16 protein-coding genes and 1 pseudogene are annotated in these 14,341 nt (G+C 66.4%); 15 read left to right on the top strand and 2 right to left on the bottom strand.

Annotated features, from left to right (window positions below; genetic code table 11):
* Positions 1-121: 121 nt before the first annotated feature.
* The 6 genes and pseudogenes from argH to R6258_RS04225 all read left to right on the top strand — a co-directional run bounded on the left by argH (position 122) and on the right by R6258_RS04225 (position 5,527).
* A complete protein-coding gene (argH, locus tag R6258_RS04250; RefSeq protein WP_318447823.1) occupies positions 122-1,522 on the top strand; it encodes an argininosuccinate lyase in 1,401 nt (466 codons plus the stop codon).
* Positions 1,522-1,629: pseudogene (gene lptM / locus R6258_RS18855) on the top strand (LPS translocon maturation chaperone LptM); the annotation flags it as partial. The gene argH and the pseudogene lptM, both read left to right, overlap by 1 nt.
* Before the next feature lie 137 nt (positions 1,630-1,766).
* On the top strand, positions 1,767-3,035 hold the full coding sequence (gene lysA / locus R6258_RS04240) for a diaminopimelate decarboxylase (RefSeq protein WP_318447818.1): 1,269 nt from the start codon (positions 1,767-1,769) through the stop codon (positions 3,033-3,035).
* The gene (gene dapF, locus R6258_RS04235) at positions 3,035-3,868 is read left to right on the top strand and encodes a diaminopimelate epimerase (protein WP_318447815.1); all 834 of its coding nucleotides are present in this window, start codon (positions 3,035-3,037) and stop codon (positions 3,866-3,868) included. The genes lysA and dapF overlap by 1 nt, the downstream gene beginning before the upstream one ends.
* 56 nt (positions 3,869-3,924) lie before the next feature.
* Positions 3,925-4,641 carry a DUF484 family protein gene (locus R6258_RS04230; protein WP_318447812.1) on the top strand — a complete coding sequence of 239 codons (717 nt, stop codon included), beginning with the start codon at positions 3,925-3,927 and terminating at the stop codon, positions 4,639-4,641.
* Positions 4,625-5,527, top strand: coding sequence for a tyrosine recombinase XerC (locus R6258_RS04225; protein WP_318447810.1), 903 nt, complete (start codon positions 4,625-4,627; stop codon positions 5,525-5,527). Before R6258_RS04230 ends, R6258_RS04225 begins: the two co-directional genes overlap by 17 nt.
* 34 nt (positions 5,528-5,561) lie before the next feature.
* Here R6258_RS04225 and R6258_RS04220 read toward each other — a convergent pair whose 3' ends face one another.
* Positions 5,562-5,978 (bottom strand): hypothetical protein, encoded by a 417-nt coding sequence (locus tag R6258_RS04220; protein ID WP_318447809.1) that lies wholly within the window; start codon positions 5,976-5,978, stop codon positions 5,562-5,564.
* 105 nt (positions 5,979-6,083) lie between these two features.
* Between R6258_RS04220 and R6258_RS04215 the strand changes: the two genes are divergently transcribed.
* The 5 genes from R6258_RS04215 to R6258_RS04195 all read left to right on the top strand — a co-directional run bounded on the left by R6258_RS04215 (position 6,084) and on the right by R6258_RS04195 (position 9,765).
* Positions 6,084-6,440 carry a metalloregulator ArsR/SmtB family transcription factor gene (locus R6258_RS04215; RefSeq protein ID WP_318447806.1) on the top strand — a complete coding sequence of 119 codons (357 nt, stop codon included), beginning with the start codon at positions 6,084-6,086 and terminating at the stop codon, positions 6,438-6,440.
* A complete protein-coding gene (gene arsC, locus R6258_RS04210; protein WP_318447804.1) occupies positions 6,437-6,850 on the top strand; it encodes an arsenate reductase (glutaredoxin) in 414 nt (137 codons plus the stop codon). The genes R6258_RS04215 and arsC overlap by 4 nt, the downstream gene beginning before the upstream one ends.
* Positions 6,847-7,563 carry an arsenical resistance protein ArsH gene (gene arsH / locus R6258_RS04205; RefSeq protein WP_318447802.1) on the top strand — a complete coding sequence of 239 codons (717 nt, stop codon included), beginning with the start codon at positions 6,847-6,849 and terminating at the stop codon, positions 7,561-7,563. Before arsC ends, arsH begins: the two co-directional genes overlap by 4 nt.
* A gap of 14 nt (positions 7,564-7,577) precedes the next feature.
* Positions 7,578-8,888, top strand: a complete 1,311-nt coding sequence (locus R6258_RS04200) for an arsenic transporter (RefSeq protein WP_318447800.1) — start codon at positions 7,578-7,580, stop codon at positions 8,886-8,888.
* Between the two features lie 79 nt (positions 8,889-8,967).
* Positions 8,968-9,765: an HAD family hydrolase gene (locus R6258_RS04195; protein WP_318447797.1), complete on the top strand. Its 798-nt coding sequence runs from the start codon at positions 8,968-8,970 to the stop codon at positions 9,763-9,765.
* On the opposite strand, the gene yihA is transcribed toward R6258_RS04195, so the two are convergent.
* Complete coding sequence (yihA, locus tag R6258_RS04190) at positions 9,752-10,369, bottom strand: ribosome biogenesis GTP-binding protein YihA/YsxC (RefSeq protein ID WP_318448035.1); 618 nt, start codon at positions 10,367-10,369, stop codon at positions 9,752-9,754. The two genes, R6258_RS04195 and yihA, sit on opposite strands and share 14 nt — an antisense overlap.
* A gap of 347 nt (positions 10,370-10,716) precedes the next feature.
* Here yihA and R6258_RS04185 point away from each other — a divergent pair, with 347 nt between their 5' ends.
* The 4 genes from R6258_RS04185 (at position 10,717) to R6258_RS04170 (ending at position 14,255) form a co-directional block, all read left to right on the top strand.
* A complete protein-coding gene (locus R6258_RS04185) occupies positions 10,717-11,349 on the top strand; it encodes a thiol:disulfide interchange protein DsbA/DsbL (RefSeq protein ID WP_318447794.1) in 633 nt (210 codons plus the stop codon).
* Positions 11,350-11,353: 4 nt separating this feature from the next.
* Positions 11,354-12,166: an endonuclease/exonuclease/phosphatase family protein gene (locus tag R6258_RS04180; RefSeq protein ID WP_318447792.1), complete on the top strand. Its 813-nt coding sequence runs from the start codon at positions 11,354-11,356 to the stop codon at positions 12,164-12,166.
* 125 nt (positions 12,167-12,291) lie between these two features.
* Positions 12,292-12,849 carry a TRAP transporter small permease subunit gene (locus R6258_RS04175; protein ID WP_318447790.1) on the top strand — a complete coding sequence of 186 codons (558 nt, stop codon included), beginning with the start codon at positions 12,292-12,294 and terminating at the stop codon, positions 12,847-12,849.
* The gene (locus R6258_RS04170; RefSeq protein WP_318447787.1) at positions 12,849-14,255 is read left to right on the top strand and encodes a TRAP transporter large permease subunit; all 1,407 of its coding nucleotides are present in this window, start codon (positions 12,849-12,851) and stop codon (positions 14,253-14,255) included. The genes R6258_RS04175 and R6258_RS04170 overlap by 1 nt, the downstream gene beginning before the upstream one ends.
* The last annotated feature ends 86 nt before the right edge of the window (positions 14,256-14,341 follow it).

Here is a 14,341-nt window from a genome sequence, read left to right as displayed (position 1 = left end):
CAGACAAGGAAAAATCGCCCGTCCGGCGGGCCGCGGGCCGGCCGGCTCACTCGCCTGATGCGCTGACTCTGGTACACTCGTGACACTACGTTCTCGTGACCATGCAGGATCCGCAACCCCGATGAGCCAGCATACCAACCAGTCCTGGGGTGGCCGCTTCAGCGAACCCACCGATGCCTTCGTCGAGCAGTTCACCGCCTCGGTGAATTTCGATCGCCGTCTCTATCACCACGACATTCGCGGCTCGATCGCGCATGCCACCATGCTCGCCCGCGTCGGCGTGCTGACGCTCGACGAACGCGACGCGATCATCCAGGGACTCAGCGACGTCGAGCGCGAGATCGAGGCCGGCGAGTTTCCCTGGTCGGTGACACTGGAAGACGTGCACATGAACATCGAGGCACGTCTCACCGAGAAGATCGGCATCACCGGCAAAAAGTTGCATACCGGGCGCTCGCGCAACGATCAGGTGGCCACCGACATCCGTCTCTACCTGCGCGACGAGATAGACACCATCGACGCCGAGATTGCGCGCCTGCGCCGCGGCCTGATCGAGCTGGCCGACGCCGAGGCCGAGACCATCATGCCCGGCTTCACGCACCTGCAGACCGCCCAGCCGGTGACTTTCGGCCACCACCTGCTGGCCTGGCAGGAGATGGTCGCCCGCGACCACGAGCGGCTGCGCGACTGCCGCAAGCGAGTCAACGTCATGCCGCTCGGCGCCGCCGCGCTGGCCGGTACCACCTATCCCATCGACCGCCACGTCAGCGCCGAGCTGCTGGGCTTCGAGCGCCCCGCCGAGAATTCGCTCGACGCGGTCAGCGATCGTGACTTCGCCATCGAATTCACCGCCTTCGCCAGCCTGCTGCTGATGCACCTGTCGCGGATGAGCGAGGAATTGGTGCTGTGGACCAGCGCGCAGTTCGCCTTCATCGACCTGCCCGATCGCTTCTGCACCGGCAGTTCGATCATGCCGCAGAAGAAGAACCCCGACGTGCCCGAACTGGTGCGCGGCAAGACCGGTCGCGTCTACGGCCACCTGATGAGCCTCTTGACGCTGATGAAGTCGCAGCCGCTGGCCTACAACAAGGATAATCAGGAGGACAAGGAGCCGCTGTTCGACGCCCTCGATACGGTCAAGGGTTGCCTGCGCGCCTTCGCCGACATGATCCCGGCGATCGAGGCCAAGGCCGACAACATGCACGAGGCGGCCCGTCGCGGCTTCTCCACCGCCACCGACCTGGCCGACTACCTGGTGCGCAAGGGCGTGGCCTTCCGCGATGCCCACGAGATCGTCGGCCAGTCGGTCGCCTATGGGCTCGAGCAGGGCAAGGATCTCTCCGAGATGTCGCTCGACGAGCTCAAGCGCTTCTCGGCGAGCATCGACGACGACGTCTTTGCGGTGCTGACGCTCGAGGGCTCGGTCGCCGCGCGCAACCATATCGGCGGCACCGCGCCCGATCAGGTCCGCGCCGCCGCCCAGCGCGCCCGCGACGCCCTCGCCGCCCTGGGAGAAGGCTGATGAGCGCATTTCGCATCGCCGCACTCGCCATCGCGCTCGCCGCGCTCAGCGGCTGCGGCCAGAAAGGCCCGCTCTACATGCCCGGCGACGAGCAGGCCGCCGAACAATACGACCCGGCCGACGTCTATCCGGAGGAGTCCGAGGCGCAGCCCCAGCCGTCCCAGACGGAAGGGGCTGCGGACAGCGCCGACGATGACGCCACGACGAACGGCAACGCCACCACCCGCGGGGCCGGAGAGTAAGCATGGATCATTTCGATTATCGCGACGGCGTGCTGTATGGCGAGGACGTGCCGCTGGCTCAGGTCGCCGAACGCTTCGGTACGCCCTGCTACGTCTACTCACGAGCGACCCTCGAGCGCCACTACCGCGCCTACAGCGAAGCGCTGTCCGGCCATCCGCACCTGATCTGCTACGCGGTCAAGGCCAACTCCAATCTCGCGGTGCTCAACTTGCTGGCGCGCCTCGGCGCCGGCTTCGATATCGTCTCGGTGGGTGAGCTCGAACGCGTGCTGGCCGCCGGCGGCGATCCCGCCAAGGTAGTGTTCTCGGGAGTCGCCAAGCAGCGCCACGAGATGGCCCGGGCGCTGGAAGTGGGCATCAAGTGCTTCAACGTCGAATCGCTGGCCGAGCTCGAGCGCCTCGACGAGGTGGCCGGCGAATGCCGCGAGACCGCGCGGGTCTCGCTGCGCGTCAACCCCGATGTCGATGCGCGCACGCACCCGTACATCTCCACCGGGCTCAAGGCCAACAAGTTCGGCATTCCCGCCGACCAGGCCTTCGACATCTATGCCCGGGCCGCCGAATTCGCGCATATCGAAGTGGTCGGCATCGACTGCCATATCGGCTCACAGCTCACCGAGCTCGCACCGTTCATCGCTGCGCTGGACCGTCTTCTGCTGCTGCTCGACCGGCTTGCCGAGCGCGGCATCCACGTCGAGCATCTGGATCTCGGCGGCGGGCTCGGCGTGCCCTATCACGGCGAGACCCCGCCGGCGCCGTACGACTACGCCCGCGCGCTGCTCGAGCGGCTCGCCCAGTGGGACAGCCAGCGCAAGCTGACGCTGCTGTTCGAACCCGGCCGGTCGATCGCCGCCAACGCCGGGGTACTGCTGACCCGCGTGGAGTATTTAAAGCCCGGGGAGGAGAAGAACTTCGCGGTGATCGACGCCGGCATGAACGATTTGATCCGCCCGTCGCTATACCAGGCCTGGCAGTCGATCATTCCGGTGGATACGCGCAAGCCGCGCGATTCGGCGCGCTACGACGTGGTCGGCCCGGTCTGCGAGACCGGCGACTTCCTGGGCAAGGATCGCGAGCTGGCGATCGCCGCCGGCGACCTGCTGGCGGTGCGCTCGGCCGGCGCCTACGGTTTCGTCATGGCCTCGAACTACAACAGCCGCCCGCGGCCCGCGGAGGTGATGGTCGATGGCGAGCGCATGCACCTGGTGCGCCAGCGCGAAAGCCTCGAGTCGCTGTGGGCGGGCGAAGCGCTACTGCCGGAGAGCCGCTGATGCGGGTGCATTTCACCAAGATGCATGGATTGGGCAACGACTTCATGGTGGTCGACCTGGTCACCCAGCGCGTGCGTTTCGAGCCCGAGCAGATACGCCGCCTGGCCGATCGCCATTTCGGCATCGGCTTCGATCAACTGCTGCTGGTCGAGCCGCCGCGCGACCCGGAACTGGATTTCCGTTATCGCATCTACAACGCCGACGGCGGCGAAGTCGAGAACTGCGGCAACGGCGCGCGCTGTTTCGCGCGCTTCGTGCGCGACCAGCAACTGACCCACAAGCGCGAGATTCGCGTCGAGACACTGGGCGGGCCGCTGACCCTGCGCGTGGACGACGACGAACGCGTCCGCGTCGATATGGGCACGCCACGCTTCGACCCGGCGGCGGTGCCGTTCGCGGCCGAAGCCGATCTGGTCCGCCATGCGCTGGAGGTCGACGGCGAACGGCTCGAGGTCGGCGTGGTATCGATGGGCAATCCGCATGCGGTGCTGCGGGTCGACGCCGTCGACAGCGCCCCGGTGGAGCGGCTGGGACCGGCCATCGAGCGCCACCCGCGCTTTCCGCGCCAGGTCAACGCCGGCTTCATGCAGGTCGTGTCGCGCCACGAGATCCGCCTGCGGGTCTATGAACGCGGCGCCGGCGAGACGCTGGCCTGCGGCACCGGGGCCTGCGCGGCGGTGGCCAGCGGGATTCGCCAGGGGCTGCTCGACAGCCCGGTCGACGTCCACCTGCGCGGTGGCCGGCTGACCATCGAGTGGCCGGGCGACGACGCCGCGCTTATCATGACCGGCCCCGTCGAGCGGGTCTTCGACGGCCGTGTGCAACTATGCTGAGCCGCCAAGCTGTATCATCGAGCTGAAATCAGCGAGCCGAACGACAAGAGGACGCCATGCCCACTGCGAAAGCGCCCGAATCCCGCCAGACACTCGACCCCGAACGAGTGGCCCGCTGGCTGGCCCGCCATCCCGATTTCTTCATCGGCCGCGAGGGCCTGCTCCAGCAGCTCAAGGTGCCGCACCCCGAGTCGCACGGCGCCATTTCGCTGCTCGAGCGGCTGGTGATCGACCTGCGCGAACGTGCCGAAGGCGCCGAATGGCGCCTCGAACAGCTGCTCGAATCGGCGCGCTACAACGAGTCGCAGTACCGCCGCACCCGCGAACTGGTGCTGGCGCTGCTCGAGGCCGAGGACAGCGACGCGCTCGGCGAGGCGCTGGCCACCCAGCTCGCCGAACGCTTCCAGACCCAGGCGGTGGCGCTGTGGTGCGCCCCCGAACTCACCGATATCGAGCCACGGCCGCCGCAACCGCCCCGCTTCGTGCTCGACGAGAACAGCGGCACCCGCCTGGGTGCGCTGCTCGACGGCCGCGCCAGCCGCTGCCGGCGTCTGTCGCGCAAGGACTGGCAACGCCTGCTGCCGCACAGCGAACCGCCCAAGCAGGCCGGCTCCTGCGCGCTGACCCGGCTGACCCTGGGCGAGCCGATAGGCTACCTGATCCTCGCCAGCCACGACGGCGACTACTTCCGCGCCAGCCTCGACACGCTGTTCACCGAGTATCTCGGCGAAGTCGTCGCCCGCCTGATGATGCGCCATGCCGGACGCCTGTGAGCGCCTGACGGCCGAGATCGAGGCCTTCCTCGCCGGACTCGCGCAGCACGCCAGCCCGGCGACCGTCGACGCCTATCGCCGCGATACCGCCGCGCTGCTGCGCTTCGCCCGCACCCGCGAACTTGGCGACTGGGCCGCGCTCGACGCCGCCGAGGTGCGCCGCTTCCTGGGCGGCGAGCGCAGCCGTGGCCTGGCCCCGCGCAGCCTGGCGCGCCGCCGCGCCGCGCTGTCGAGTTTCGCCGAGCACCTGGTCCAGCGCGGCGTGCTCGCCCACAATCCGGTGCGTCTGGCACCCTCGCCGCGCACGCCCCGGCACCTGCCGCGCCCCGTCGATGTCGATCAGCTGGCGCGCTTCCTGGACACCCCCCATGACGGCTCGCCGCTGGCGCTACGCGATCAGGCGATGTGCGAGCTGCTGTACTCCTGCGGGCTGCGCCTGGCCGAGCTCGCCGCGCTGGACCTGTCGAATCTCGACGGCCAGCGCGTGCGGGTAATCGGCAAGGGCGGCAAGCCGCGCCAGGTCCCCGTCGGTCGCCGCGCCCGCCAGGCGCTCGATGCCTGGCTGACGACCCGTCAGGGCTTGGCCGGCGACGACGAGCCGGCGCTGTTCGTCGCAGGCCGCGGCACACGACTCGGCCACCGCGCCATCCAGCAGCGCCTGGCCAAGCTCGCCATCGAGCGCGGCCTGCCCGAGCACCTGCACCCGCATCGCCTACGTCACTCCTTCGCCAGCCATCTGCTGGAATCCAGCCAGGATCTGCGCGCCGTGCAGGAACTGCTCGGCCATGCGCACCTGTCGACCACCCAGGTCTATACTCACCTGGATTGGCAACAGCTGGCCGGGGTCTACGATGCCGCCCACCCGCGTGCGCGACGCCGCGATTGAACGAGCGCCGACTCTCTCGCCCCGGCTCGACCGCTCACTCCCCGCCCAGGCGCACTTCGCTCCCGGTATATTTCCCGTTCGGGTAACGGCTACCCGGGTTCAGGTGCTCGGCGACCTCGAGAGTCACCTCGGTCGGGGTCGTCCCGTAGGCGGTCTCGATTTCCGCAAAGGCCGCCTGCATGTGCCTGTCGACGATCGCCGCCATGGCCTCCTTGGCGGCACGATAGTCGGCGATGGTCCTGTCGAGGCCGGAACGACGAGGCTCCTCGGGTTGCTCGGGCTCGCTGGCGCCGGGGGCGGTCTCGCCCTGGTAGGTCGTGGAGCCCTTGCCGACATAGGCCCGCAGGGAGTCGATGAGTTCATCGATGACCTGCCTGTCCCCTTGCCGCGCTCGCGCCGCAAGCGCACCTGCCCGGGCGAGGTTCTTGATCAGTCTGTCAAAGTCGCTCATGCCGCTCTCCCTTGGGCCCATGAAATGGAATGTTCAGTGTAATCGCTGATCGGTACGAACGATTGGCCGGTTGAATTGCTTCGATATGTCTGTAATTCTGGACATATGGACAATACGACCGTCATCGATGCGTTCGCCGCGCTTTCCCAGTCGACCCGCCTGGAGACCTTCCGGCTCCTGGTGCGCCATGAGCCGGAGGGCCTGCCGGCAGGCGAGATCGCGCGTCTGCTGGAGGTGCCTCACAACACCCTGTCGACGCACCTGGGCGTGCTGTCGCGGGCCGGCCTGGTGGTCGCGCGCCGGCACAGCCGCTCGATGATCTATCGTGCCAACCTGGAGCGCATGCGCGAAACGCTGAGTTTTCTGGTGCGGGACTGTTGCGCGGGGAGTCCCGAGCTCTGCGAGCCCCTTCGCCAGGAGCTGCGCCCCTGCGACCCGACCATCGAGGCAGACCCTTCATGACCAGCGTGATCTATCACAACCCCGACTGCGCCACCTCCCGCAATACCCTGGCGATGATGCGTCAGTCCGGGGAGGCGCCGCATGTCATCGAGTACCTGAAGACACCGCCCAGCCGGGAAAAGCTCATCGAGCTGCTGACGGTGATGGCCATCACCCCGCGGGAACTCCTGCGGCGCAAGGGCACGCCCTACGACGAACTGGGCCTGGACGATCCCGGGCTCAACGATGATCGGTTGATCGACGCCATGCTGGCGCACCCCATCCTGATCAACCGCCCCATCGTGGTTACCGACAAGGGTACGCGCCTGTGCCGGCCCTCCGAGACGGTATTGCCCCTGCTGGCTAACCCGGTAGCCGAGTTCACCAAGGAAGACGGCGAAATAGTGCGCTTCCAGGGGGCCGCTTCGTGACCCCCGAGCAGCTACCCAACATCGATCCCGAGTGCTTGCATCCCATCGACGTCGACGCGCTAATCGGCCCGGATCAGCCACGCCATCCGCCGCGCATCCTGGTGCTGTACGGTTCGCTGCGTCAGCGCTCCTACTCGCGCCTGGTGTCGGAAGAAGCCGGGCGCCTGCTGCGCTGGTACGGTTGCGAGGTCCGCACCTTCGACCCCTCAGGCCTGCCGCTGCCGGACGATGCCGAGGCCAGCCATCCCAAGGTGCGGGAACTGCGCGAACTGGCCGAGTGGAGCGAAGGCATGGTCTGGGTCAGCCCCGAGCGCCACGGCGCGATGACCGGGATCATGAAGGCCCAGATCGACTGGATCCCCCTGGCGCTCGGCGGCGTGCGGCCGACCCAGGGCAAGACGCTGGCCGTAATGGAGGTTTCCGGCGGCAGCCAGAGCTTCAATGCGGTCAACCAGTTGCGCATCCTCGGGCGCTGGATGCGCATGCTGGCCATCCCCAACCAGTCCTCGGTGCCCAAGGCCTTCAACGAATTCGACGACGCCGGACGGATGCGGCTGTCGCCGCTCTACCTGCGTATCGTCGATGTCTGCGAGGAGCTGGTGAAGTTCACCTGGCTGACGCGGGGCCGATCAGCGTATCTGACCGACCGCTATTCCGAGCGGGTCGAGAGCGCCGAGGCCGTCTCCAGGCGCGTCAATCAGGCCACGCACTGATAGGGGAATCGTTCATGCTGGCCTTTGCGATCTTCCTGCTTACGCTGGTGCTGGTCATCTGGCAGCCGAGAGGACTGGGTATCGGCTGGAGCGCGCTGGGCGGCGCCGCGGCGGCCCTGGCAACCGGCGTCGTCGACTGGCATGACGTGATCGTCGTCTGGCATATCGTCTGGGATGCCACCTTCACCTTCGTGGCGCTGATCGTCATCTCCCTGATCCTCGATGAGGCCGGGTTCTTTGCCTGGGCGGCCCTGCACATCGTGCGCTGGGGCAACGGGCGAGGACGCCTGCTGTTCCCGCTGATCGTCATGCTGGGCGCGCTGATTGCCGCGGTGTTCGCCAACGACGGGGCGGCGCTGCTGTTGACACCCATCGTGGTGGCGATCCTGGCCCGGCTGGAGTTCAGTGCCGGTGCGGCGCTGGCCTTCATCATCGCGACGGGGTTCGTGGCCGACTCGACCAGCCTGCCGCTGGTCATCTCGAATCTGGTCAACATCGTCAGCGCCAACTACTTCGAGATTGGCTTCGATCGTTACGCCCGGGTGATGGTGCCGGTCGACCTGGTGTCGCTGGCCGCCACGCTGCTGGTACTGGGCATGTACTTTCGCCGGCAGATACCGCGACGTTATCCGGTCGAGCGGCTGGAAGCGCCGGCCACGGCGATTCGCGACCACCAGGTCTTTCGCGCGGCCTTTCCGCTGCTCATCGTGCTGTTGATCGCGCTGTTCCTGACCGCCCGCTGGGAGGTTCCATTCGCCTTCATCATGGGCACGGCGGCGCTCGTGCTGATGGCCATCGCCGGGCGCTGGTTTTCGCCGGGGCATGTGCACATCGTCTCGCTCAAGAGAGTACTGAGCAACGCCCCCTGGCAGATCGTGCTGTTTTCCGTGGGCATGTATCTGGTGGTGTATGGGCTGGGCAACGCCTGGCTAACGGCGTGGGCGGCGGATGTGCTGGTATGGCTGAGCCGTCAGGGCGACTTCATGGCGACAATCGGCACCGGCTTTGCCTCCGCCATCCTGGCCTCGCTGATGAACAACATGCCGTCGACGCTGGTCGGCGCGCTGGCCATCGACCAGGCGCAGGTATCGAGCCAGACCCAGCAACTGATGGTCTACGCCAACGTCATCGGCAACGATCTGGGCCCCAAGTTCACGCCCATCGGCAGCCTCGCCACGCTACTCTGGCTGCACGTGCTGGCCGGCAAGGGCTACCGCATTAGCTGGGGACAGTACATGAAGGTCGGGCTGGCGATCACGCCGCCGGTATTGCTGGCCACGCTGGTTGCGCTGGCGCTGTGGCTGCCGGCCATCTCTGCCCAATGACTAGCCCGGCCAGTGCTCAACGGTACGATCTGTGTCAGATTCGTATGAGCGATAGAACGACGACGGCTCCGGAGCGCCCATGAACGCGATGACACACCACGCCCGCATCGAGGCGTTGACCTTCGATCTCGACGACACGCTGTGGGACAACCGGCCGGTGATGGAGCATGCCGAGTCGACACACTATGCCTGGCTCGACACCGCGCTGGCCGACTGGCTGGCCGCCGCGCCGCTCGGCGAGCTGTTCGCCGGGCACGATCGCTATGCGCAGCGTTTTCCACTGGACGCCTACATCGAGCGCCGCCTGGCGCTGGCTCGGCGCTATCCGCTGCGCCGCGGCGACTTCACCTGGCTGCGCGAGCGGGCGCTGGTCGAACTGCTCGAAGAGTATGGCCTGCCACGCAGCGCCGCCCACCTATGGGCGACGGCGGCCATCGGCCACTTCCTGACGCTGCGCCATACGCTCACGCCCTATCCCGAGGCGATCCCGCTGCTCGATGCACTGCGCCAGCGTTACGCGTTGGCCGCGATCACCAACGGCAATGCCGATCTCAAGCGCCTGGAACTGGCGCAGCATTTCCCGGTGGTGATCGCCGCCGGCGAGCTGCTCGCGCCCAAACCCGACGCCCGGCCCTTCCTCGCCGCCCTGGCGCGTCTCGGTAGCCGCCCAGCGCGAGCGCTGCATGTCGGCGACTCCTGGAAGGAGGACGTCCTGCCGGCATGGCGGTTGGGGATGCAGGTGGCCTGGATCGACAAGCACGATGAACGCCGGACGGACCTGCCGCCCGGCGTTCACCGCCTGGGTCATATCCGCGAGTTGACCGCCCTGCTCGGGCGCCTGAATGGCGAGTGCCGAGAGCCCGTCAGCGATCGGTGAGGCCGCTCGACGCGGTCTCGTCGCCATCGAGCTCGTCGAGCAGCCATGCATCGAGACGCGCCGCGAGCTCGTCGACACCCTGGCGCTTGAGCGCGGAGAACAGCTGGATGCTGACCAGGTCTTCCCAGTCGGCTAGCTGGCGGCGCACCTTGAGCAGCGTGTTCTTGGCGGCGCCGGGCTTGAGCTTGTCGGCCTTGGTCAGCAGGATGTGCACGGGCATGTCCTGCTCGTCGGCCCAGCCGAGCATCATCTCGTCGAACTCGGTCAGTGGGTGACGCACGTCCATCATCAGCACCAGTCCCTGCAGCGAACGGCGTTCCTGCAGATACTGGGAAAGGTGGCGCTGCCATTCGCGCTTGACCGATTCGGGGACCTTGGCGAAACCGTAACCCGGCAGGTCGACCAGTCGCTGGCGGGTGTCGTTGGCGATACCGAAGAAGTTGATCAGCTGAGTGCGCCCCGGTGTCTTCGAGGTCCGCGCCAGCGCCTTCTGCTGGACCAGGGCGTTGATGGCACTCGACTTGCCGGCGTTGGAACGGCCGGCGAACGCGACCTCACGGCCGTCATCCGGCGGACAGGCTGCCAGCGTCGGGGCGCTGGTCATGAACTGGGCGGTATGGAAATTGAGGCGGCTCACGACGGCTGGCTTCCTGGCGTTACGGTACTGACGAATGGCATGGCTGCGTGCCGCTTGGCGCGGGCGTCGCTCGCCAGGACCTCGATGAAGTGCCGGGCGGCCGCCCGGTGCGGGCGAGAGTGTACCATCACGTTCTCACAAGCGGCGAACGTCGATAGTCAAGCGTTGGCAAACGAGGGTGCCCCGTGCGGTAGCGGCATTCCCGGGAACCCGCTTGCCGTTTCGGGCTCCAAGTTGGGCCGGTCGCCGTCTCATGGGACCGGGATATCTGTTACCTTTGCCGCATACTCGGCTTTTAAAAGGAGAAAGGGCGCATGTTGAAACAGTGGATCGCCGCGGTCGCCGGCCTGGGCCTGTCGTCGCTGGTCATGGCCGCGCCGCCGGTCGCCGGCGAGGATTACAAGGTCCTCGACACCCCGGTCGAAACCAGCGTGGATGAGGGCCAGATCGAAGTCACCGAAGTGTTCTGGTACGGCTGCCCGCACTGCTACAAGCTGGAAGAGCCGCTCAACGCCTGGGTCGACGAACTTCCCGACGACGTCACCTTCCAGCGTGTCCCGGCGACCATGGGCGACACCTGGACGGCCCATGCGCGCGCCTTCTTCGCCGCCCAGCAGCTGGGCATCCTCGACAAGGTCCACAGCGACTTCTTCGACGCCATCCATCAGCAGGGTCAGCGGCTGACCGACCCCGACGATATCGCCGCCTTCTTCAGCGACTACGGCGTCAGCGAGGCGGATGCCAAGGAGGCGTTGAGTTCGTTCGGCGTGAAGAGCCAGATCAATCAGGCGCACGCCAAGATGCGTGCCTACGAGCTGATGGGCGTGCCGGCGCTGGTGGTCGATGGTCACTACGTAGTGACCGCGCGTACCGCCGGCAGCCTGGAAAACATGCCCCAGATCGCCGGCGCGTTGATCGACAAGGTACGTCAAGAACGCAGCGAGTGACGCCATGAGCAGCGCACGCGCCACACCGGCCGAGGTCCCCGCCAAACTGCGGCTGATGACCTTCAATCTGCAGGTCGGCATTCAGACCTCGGCCTATCATCATTACCTGACGCGCAGTTGGCAGCATCTGCTGCCCCACCCGCGACGCCAGCACCGCCTGGATGCGATGGGCGAAGTGCTCAAGTCCTTCGACATCATCGGCCTGCAGGAGGTCGACGGTGGGAGCTTCCGCTCGGGCAACGTCAATCAGGTGGAATACCTGGCCCATCGGGCCGGGTTTCCCCATCACTTCAAGCAGCTCAACCGCAACCTCGGGCGGGTCGCCCAGCACAGCAATGGCCTGCTGTCGCGCCTGGTGCCCGAGCATGTCGAGGAGCACCGGCTGCCCGGCACCCTGCCCGGTCGCGGCGCCATCCATGCTCGCTTCGGCTCGGGCCCCGACGCGCTGCACGTGTTCGTCGTTCACCTAGCCCTGAGCCATCGTTCGCGGGCTCGCCAGTTCGACTATCTCGGCGAGATCATCGCCCCGCTCAGGCATGTGGTGGTGATGGGCGATCTCAACTGTACCCCGGATCAACTCCACAGCCGCCACTCGAGCTTCTGCACCGCGCTACCGTTAAAGCCGGCGCGCCCCATGTTGAGTTATCCTTCCTGGCAGCCAAGCCGGGCGCTGGATCACATCCTGCTGTCCTCGTCGCTGGAGGCGGACAACCTGCAGGTGCTCGACCAGCTTTACTCGGACCACCTGCCGATCGCCGTGGATATCCACCTTCCCGCTGCCTGCCGGCGCGCCCTGGCCAGACCGTCAGACCAATGATCCATTGCCGGGATTCCCGGCACACGGCACTCTGACGCTGATTTCAGGCGTGGCTTGGTCGTTGCCCGCACAGGGCCTAATAACATCCAGAAAAACGCAACCGCTGCCACGATAGCGAGGGATCCATGAATCGAGCTGCATCCGAGCCGGCACTCCTGGCCTGGATCGACACCCTTACCGAGCGGCTGGGCAAGGCACTCGCCTGGCTGGTCCTGGTAATGATGCTGGTCCAGTTTTTGATCGTAGTGCTGCGCTATCTCTTCAATTTCAACAGCATCCCCATGCAGGAATCGGTGATGTACATGCACGCCGCGCTGTTCCTGCTGGCGGCCTCCTATACCCTCAAGCATGATGGCCACGTGCGCGTGGATATCTTCTATCGCGGCTTCTCGCCACGCGCCCAGGCCTGGGTCGACCTGCTGGGCACGCTGTTTCTGCTACTGCCGTTCATGGGCTTCGTGATCCTCTCCAGCCTGGGCTATGTCGGCGCATCGTGGGCGATCCTCGAGGGCTCGCCGGACAATGGCGGCATCCCCGCCGTGTTCCTGCTCAAGACCCTGATACCGGCCTTTGCGGGATTGATGATCGTTCAGGGCATCGCCGAGATCATTCGCAAGTCGCTGATCATTTCCGGTCGGCTGCCCCCCCAGCCCAAGCATGATCACAGCGAGGAGCCGATCTGATGCTGGAGTTCATGCCGCTGGTGCTGTTCGCACTGATCTGTACCGTACTGATGCTCGGTTTCCCGGTGGCGCTGACGCTGGCGGGCACCTCGCTGGTCTTCGCCGGACTGGGCATGGGACTCGAGTCGCTGGGTATCGACGCCAATTTCGATGCCAGTTTCTTGTCGGCCTTCCCCAATCGTCTCTACGGCATCATGTCCAACCAGACGCTGCTCGCCGTGCCGCTGTTCGTGCTGATGGGCGTATTGCTGGAAAAATCCAAGGTCGCCGAGACCCTGCTCGACGCCATGGCGCTGCTGTTCGGCTCGCTGCGCGGCGGGTTGGGGATCTCTGTGACGCTGGTCGGCATGCTGCTGGCCGCCTCCACCGGGATCGTCGGCGCCACCGTGGTGACCATGGGCCTGTTGTCGCTGCCGACCATGCTCAAGCGCGGTTACAGCCAGTCGCTGGCCACCGGCACGATCTGCGCCACCGGTACGCTGGGCCAGATCATTCCGCCCTCGATCGCCCTGGTGTTGCTCGGCGACGTGCTCTCGTCGGCCTATCAGCAGGCGCAGCTGGCGATGGGCATCTGGAGTCCCAAGACCGTATCGGTCGGCGACCTGTTCATCGGCGCGCTGGTCCCCGGGCTGATCCTGGTGGTGCTGTACATCGCCTATGTGGCGTTCGTCGCCTGGCTCAAGCCGGAATCGGCACCGCCCGCCGACCGCCAGGAGTTGATGGCCGAGCTCAATCATCAGGGCAACCTGTTCACCTTGCTGCTCAAGGGCCTGGTGCCACCGCTGGCACTGATCATCGCCGTACTGGGCTCGATCCTCGGCGGCTTCGCCACACCCACCGAGGCTTCTGCGGTGGGGGCCTTCGGCGCGCTGATGCTGGCACTCGCCTACCGCAAGCTGGACTTCGTCACTCTGCGCGACGTGGTGCGCTCGACGACCCACGTCACCACCATGGTGTTCCTGATCCTGATCGGTGCCGCGCTGTTTTCGCTAGTGTTCCGCGCCTATGGCGGCGAGGAACTGGTCAAGGACCTGTTCGCGAACATGCCCGGCGGCGTGGTCGGCGCGACGATCATCGTCATGCTGGTGATCTTCCTGCTCGGCTTCATCCTCGACTTCATCGAGATCACCTTCGTGGTGGTGCCGATCGTCGGTCCGGTGCTGCTGGCCATGGGGCTCGACCCGATCTGGCTGGGGATCATGATCGCCATCAATCTGCAGACCTCGTTTCTCACTCCGCCGTTCGGCTTCGCGCTGTTCTACCTGCGCGGCGTGGCCCCCGAGTCGGTGCCCACCACGGCGATCTATCGCGGAGTGATCCCGTTCATCGTGCTCCAGCTCGGCATGCTGATAGCGCTGGCCTTCGTACCCGAACTGGCGACCTGGCTACCGGCCCAGTTCAAGTAGCGGGAGCGACGTTTTTTCAAGGTGTTAAGGAGGACGGGTAATAAGCCCGCCCACTACCAAGCAGCGCGCTAGCCAGGCGCGTACGA

Source organism: Halomonas sp. HP20-15 (genome assembly GCF_033446685.1).
Lineage (GTDB): Bacteria > Pseudomonadota > Gammaproteobacteria > Pseudomonadales > Halomonadaceae > Modicisalibacter.
This window is presented reverse-complemented; position numbering and strand designations above follow the sequence as displayed.

Coding starts and splice junctions, on each gene's coding strand:
- argH (WP_318447823.1), top strand. CDS start 122: ATGAGCCAGCATACCAACCAGTCCTGGGGTGGCCGCTTCAGCGAACCC.
- lysA (WP_318447818.1), top strand. CDS start 1,767: ATGGATCATTTCGATTATCGCGACGGCGTGCTGTATGGCGAGGACGTG.
- dapF (WP_318447815.1), top strand. CDS start 3,035: ATGCGGGTGCATTTCACCAAGATGCATGGATTGGGCAACGACTTCATG.
- R6258_RS04230 (WP_318447812.1), top strand. CDS start 3,925: ATGCCCACTGCGAAAGCGCCCGAATCCCGCCAGACACTCGACCCCGAA.
- R6258_RS04225 (WP_318447810.1), top strand. CDS start 4,625: ATGCCGGACGCCTGTGAGCGCCTGACGGCCGAGATCGAGGCCTTCCTC.
- R6258_RS04220 (WP_318447809.1), bottom strand. CDS start 5,978: ATGAGCGACTTTGACAGACTGATCAAGAACCTCGCCCGGGCAGGTGCG.
- R6258_RS04215 (WP_318447806.1), top strand. CDS start 6,084: ATGGACAATACGACCGTCATCGATGCGTTCGCCGCGCTTTCCCAGTCG.
- arsC (WP_318447804.1), top strand. CDS start 6,437: ATGACCAGCGTGATCTATCACAACCCCGACTGCGCCACCTCCCGCAAT.
- R6258_RS04200 (WP_318447800.1), top strand. CDS start 7,578: ATGCTGGCCTTTGCGATCTTCCTGCTTACGCTGGTGCTGGTCATCTGG.
- R6258_RS04195 (WP_318447797.1), top strand. CDS start 8,968: ATGAACGCGATGACACACCACGCCCGCATCGAGGCGTTGACCTTCGAT.
- yihA (WP_318448035.1), bottom strand. CDS start 10,369: ATGACCAGCGCCCCGACGCTGGCAGCCTGTCCGCCGGATGACGGCCGT.
- R6258_RS04185 (WP_318447794.1), top strand. CDS start 10,717: ATGTTGAAACAGTGGATCGCCGCGGTCGCCGGCCTGGGCCTGTCGTCG.
- R6258_RS04180 (WP_318447792.1), top strand. CDS start 11,354: ATGAGCAGCGCACGCGCCACACCGGCCGAGGTCCCCGCCAAACTGCGG.
- R6258_RS04175 (WP_318447790.1), top strand. CDS start 12,292: ATGAATCGAGCTGCATCCGAGCCGGCACTCCTGGCCTGGATCGACACC.
- R6258_RS04170 (WP_318447787.1), top strand. CDS start 12,849: ATGCTGGAGTTCATGCCGCTGGTGCTGTTCGCACTGATCTGTACCGTA.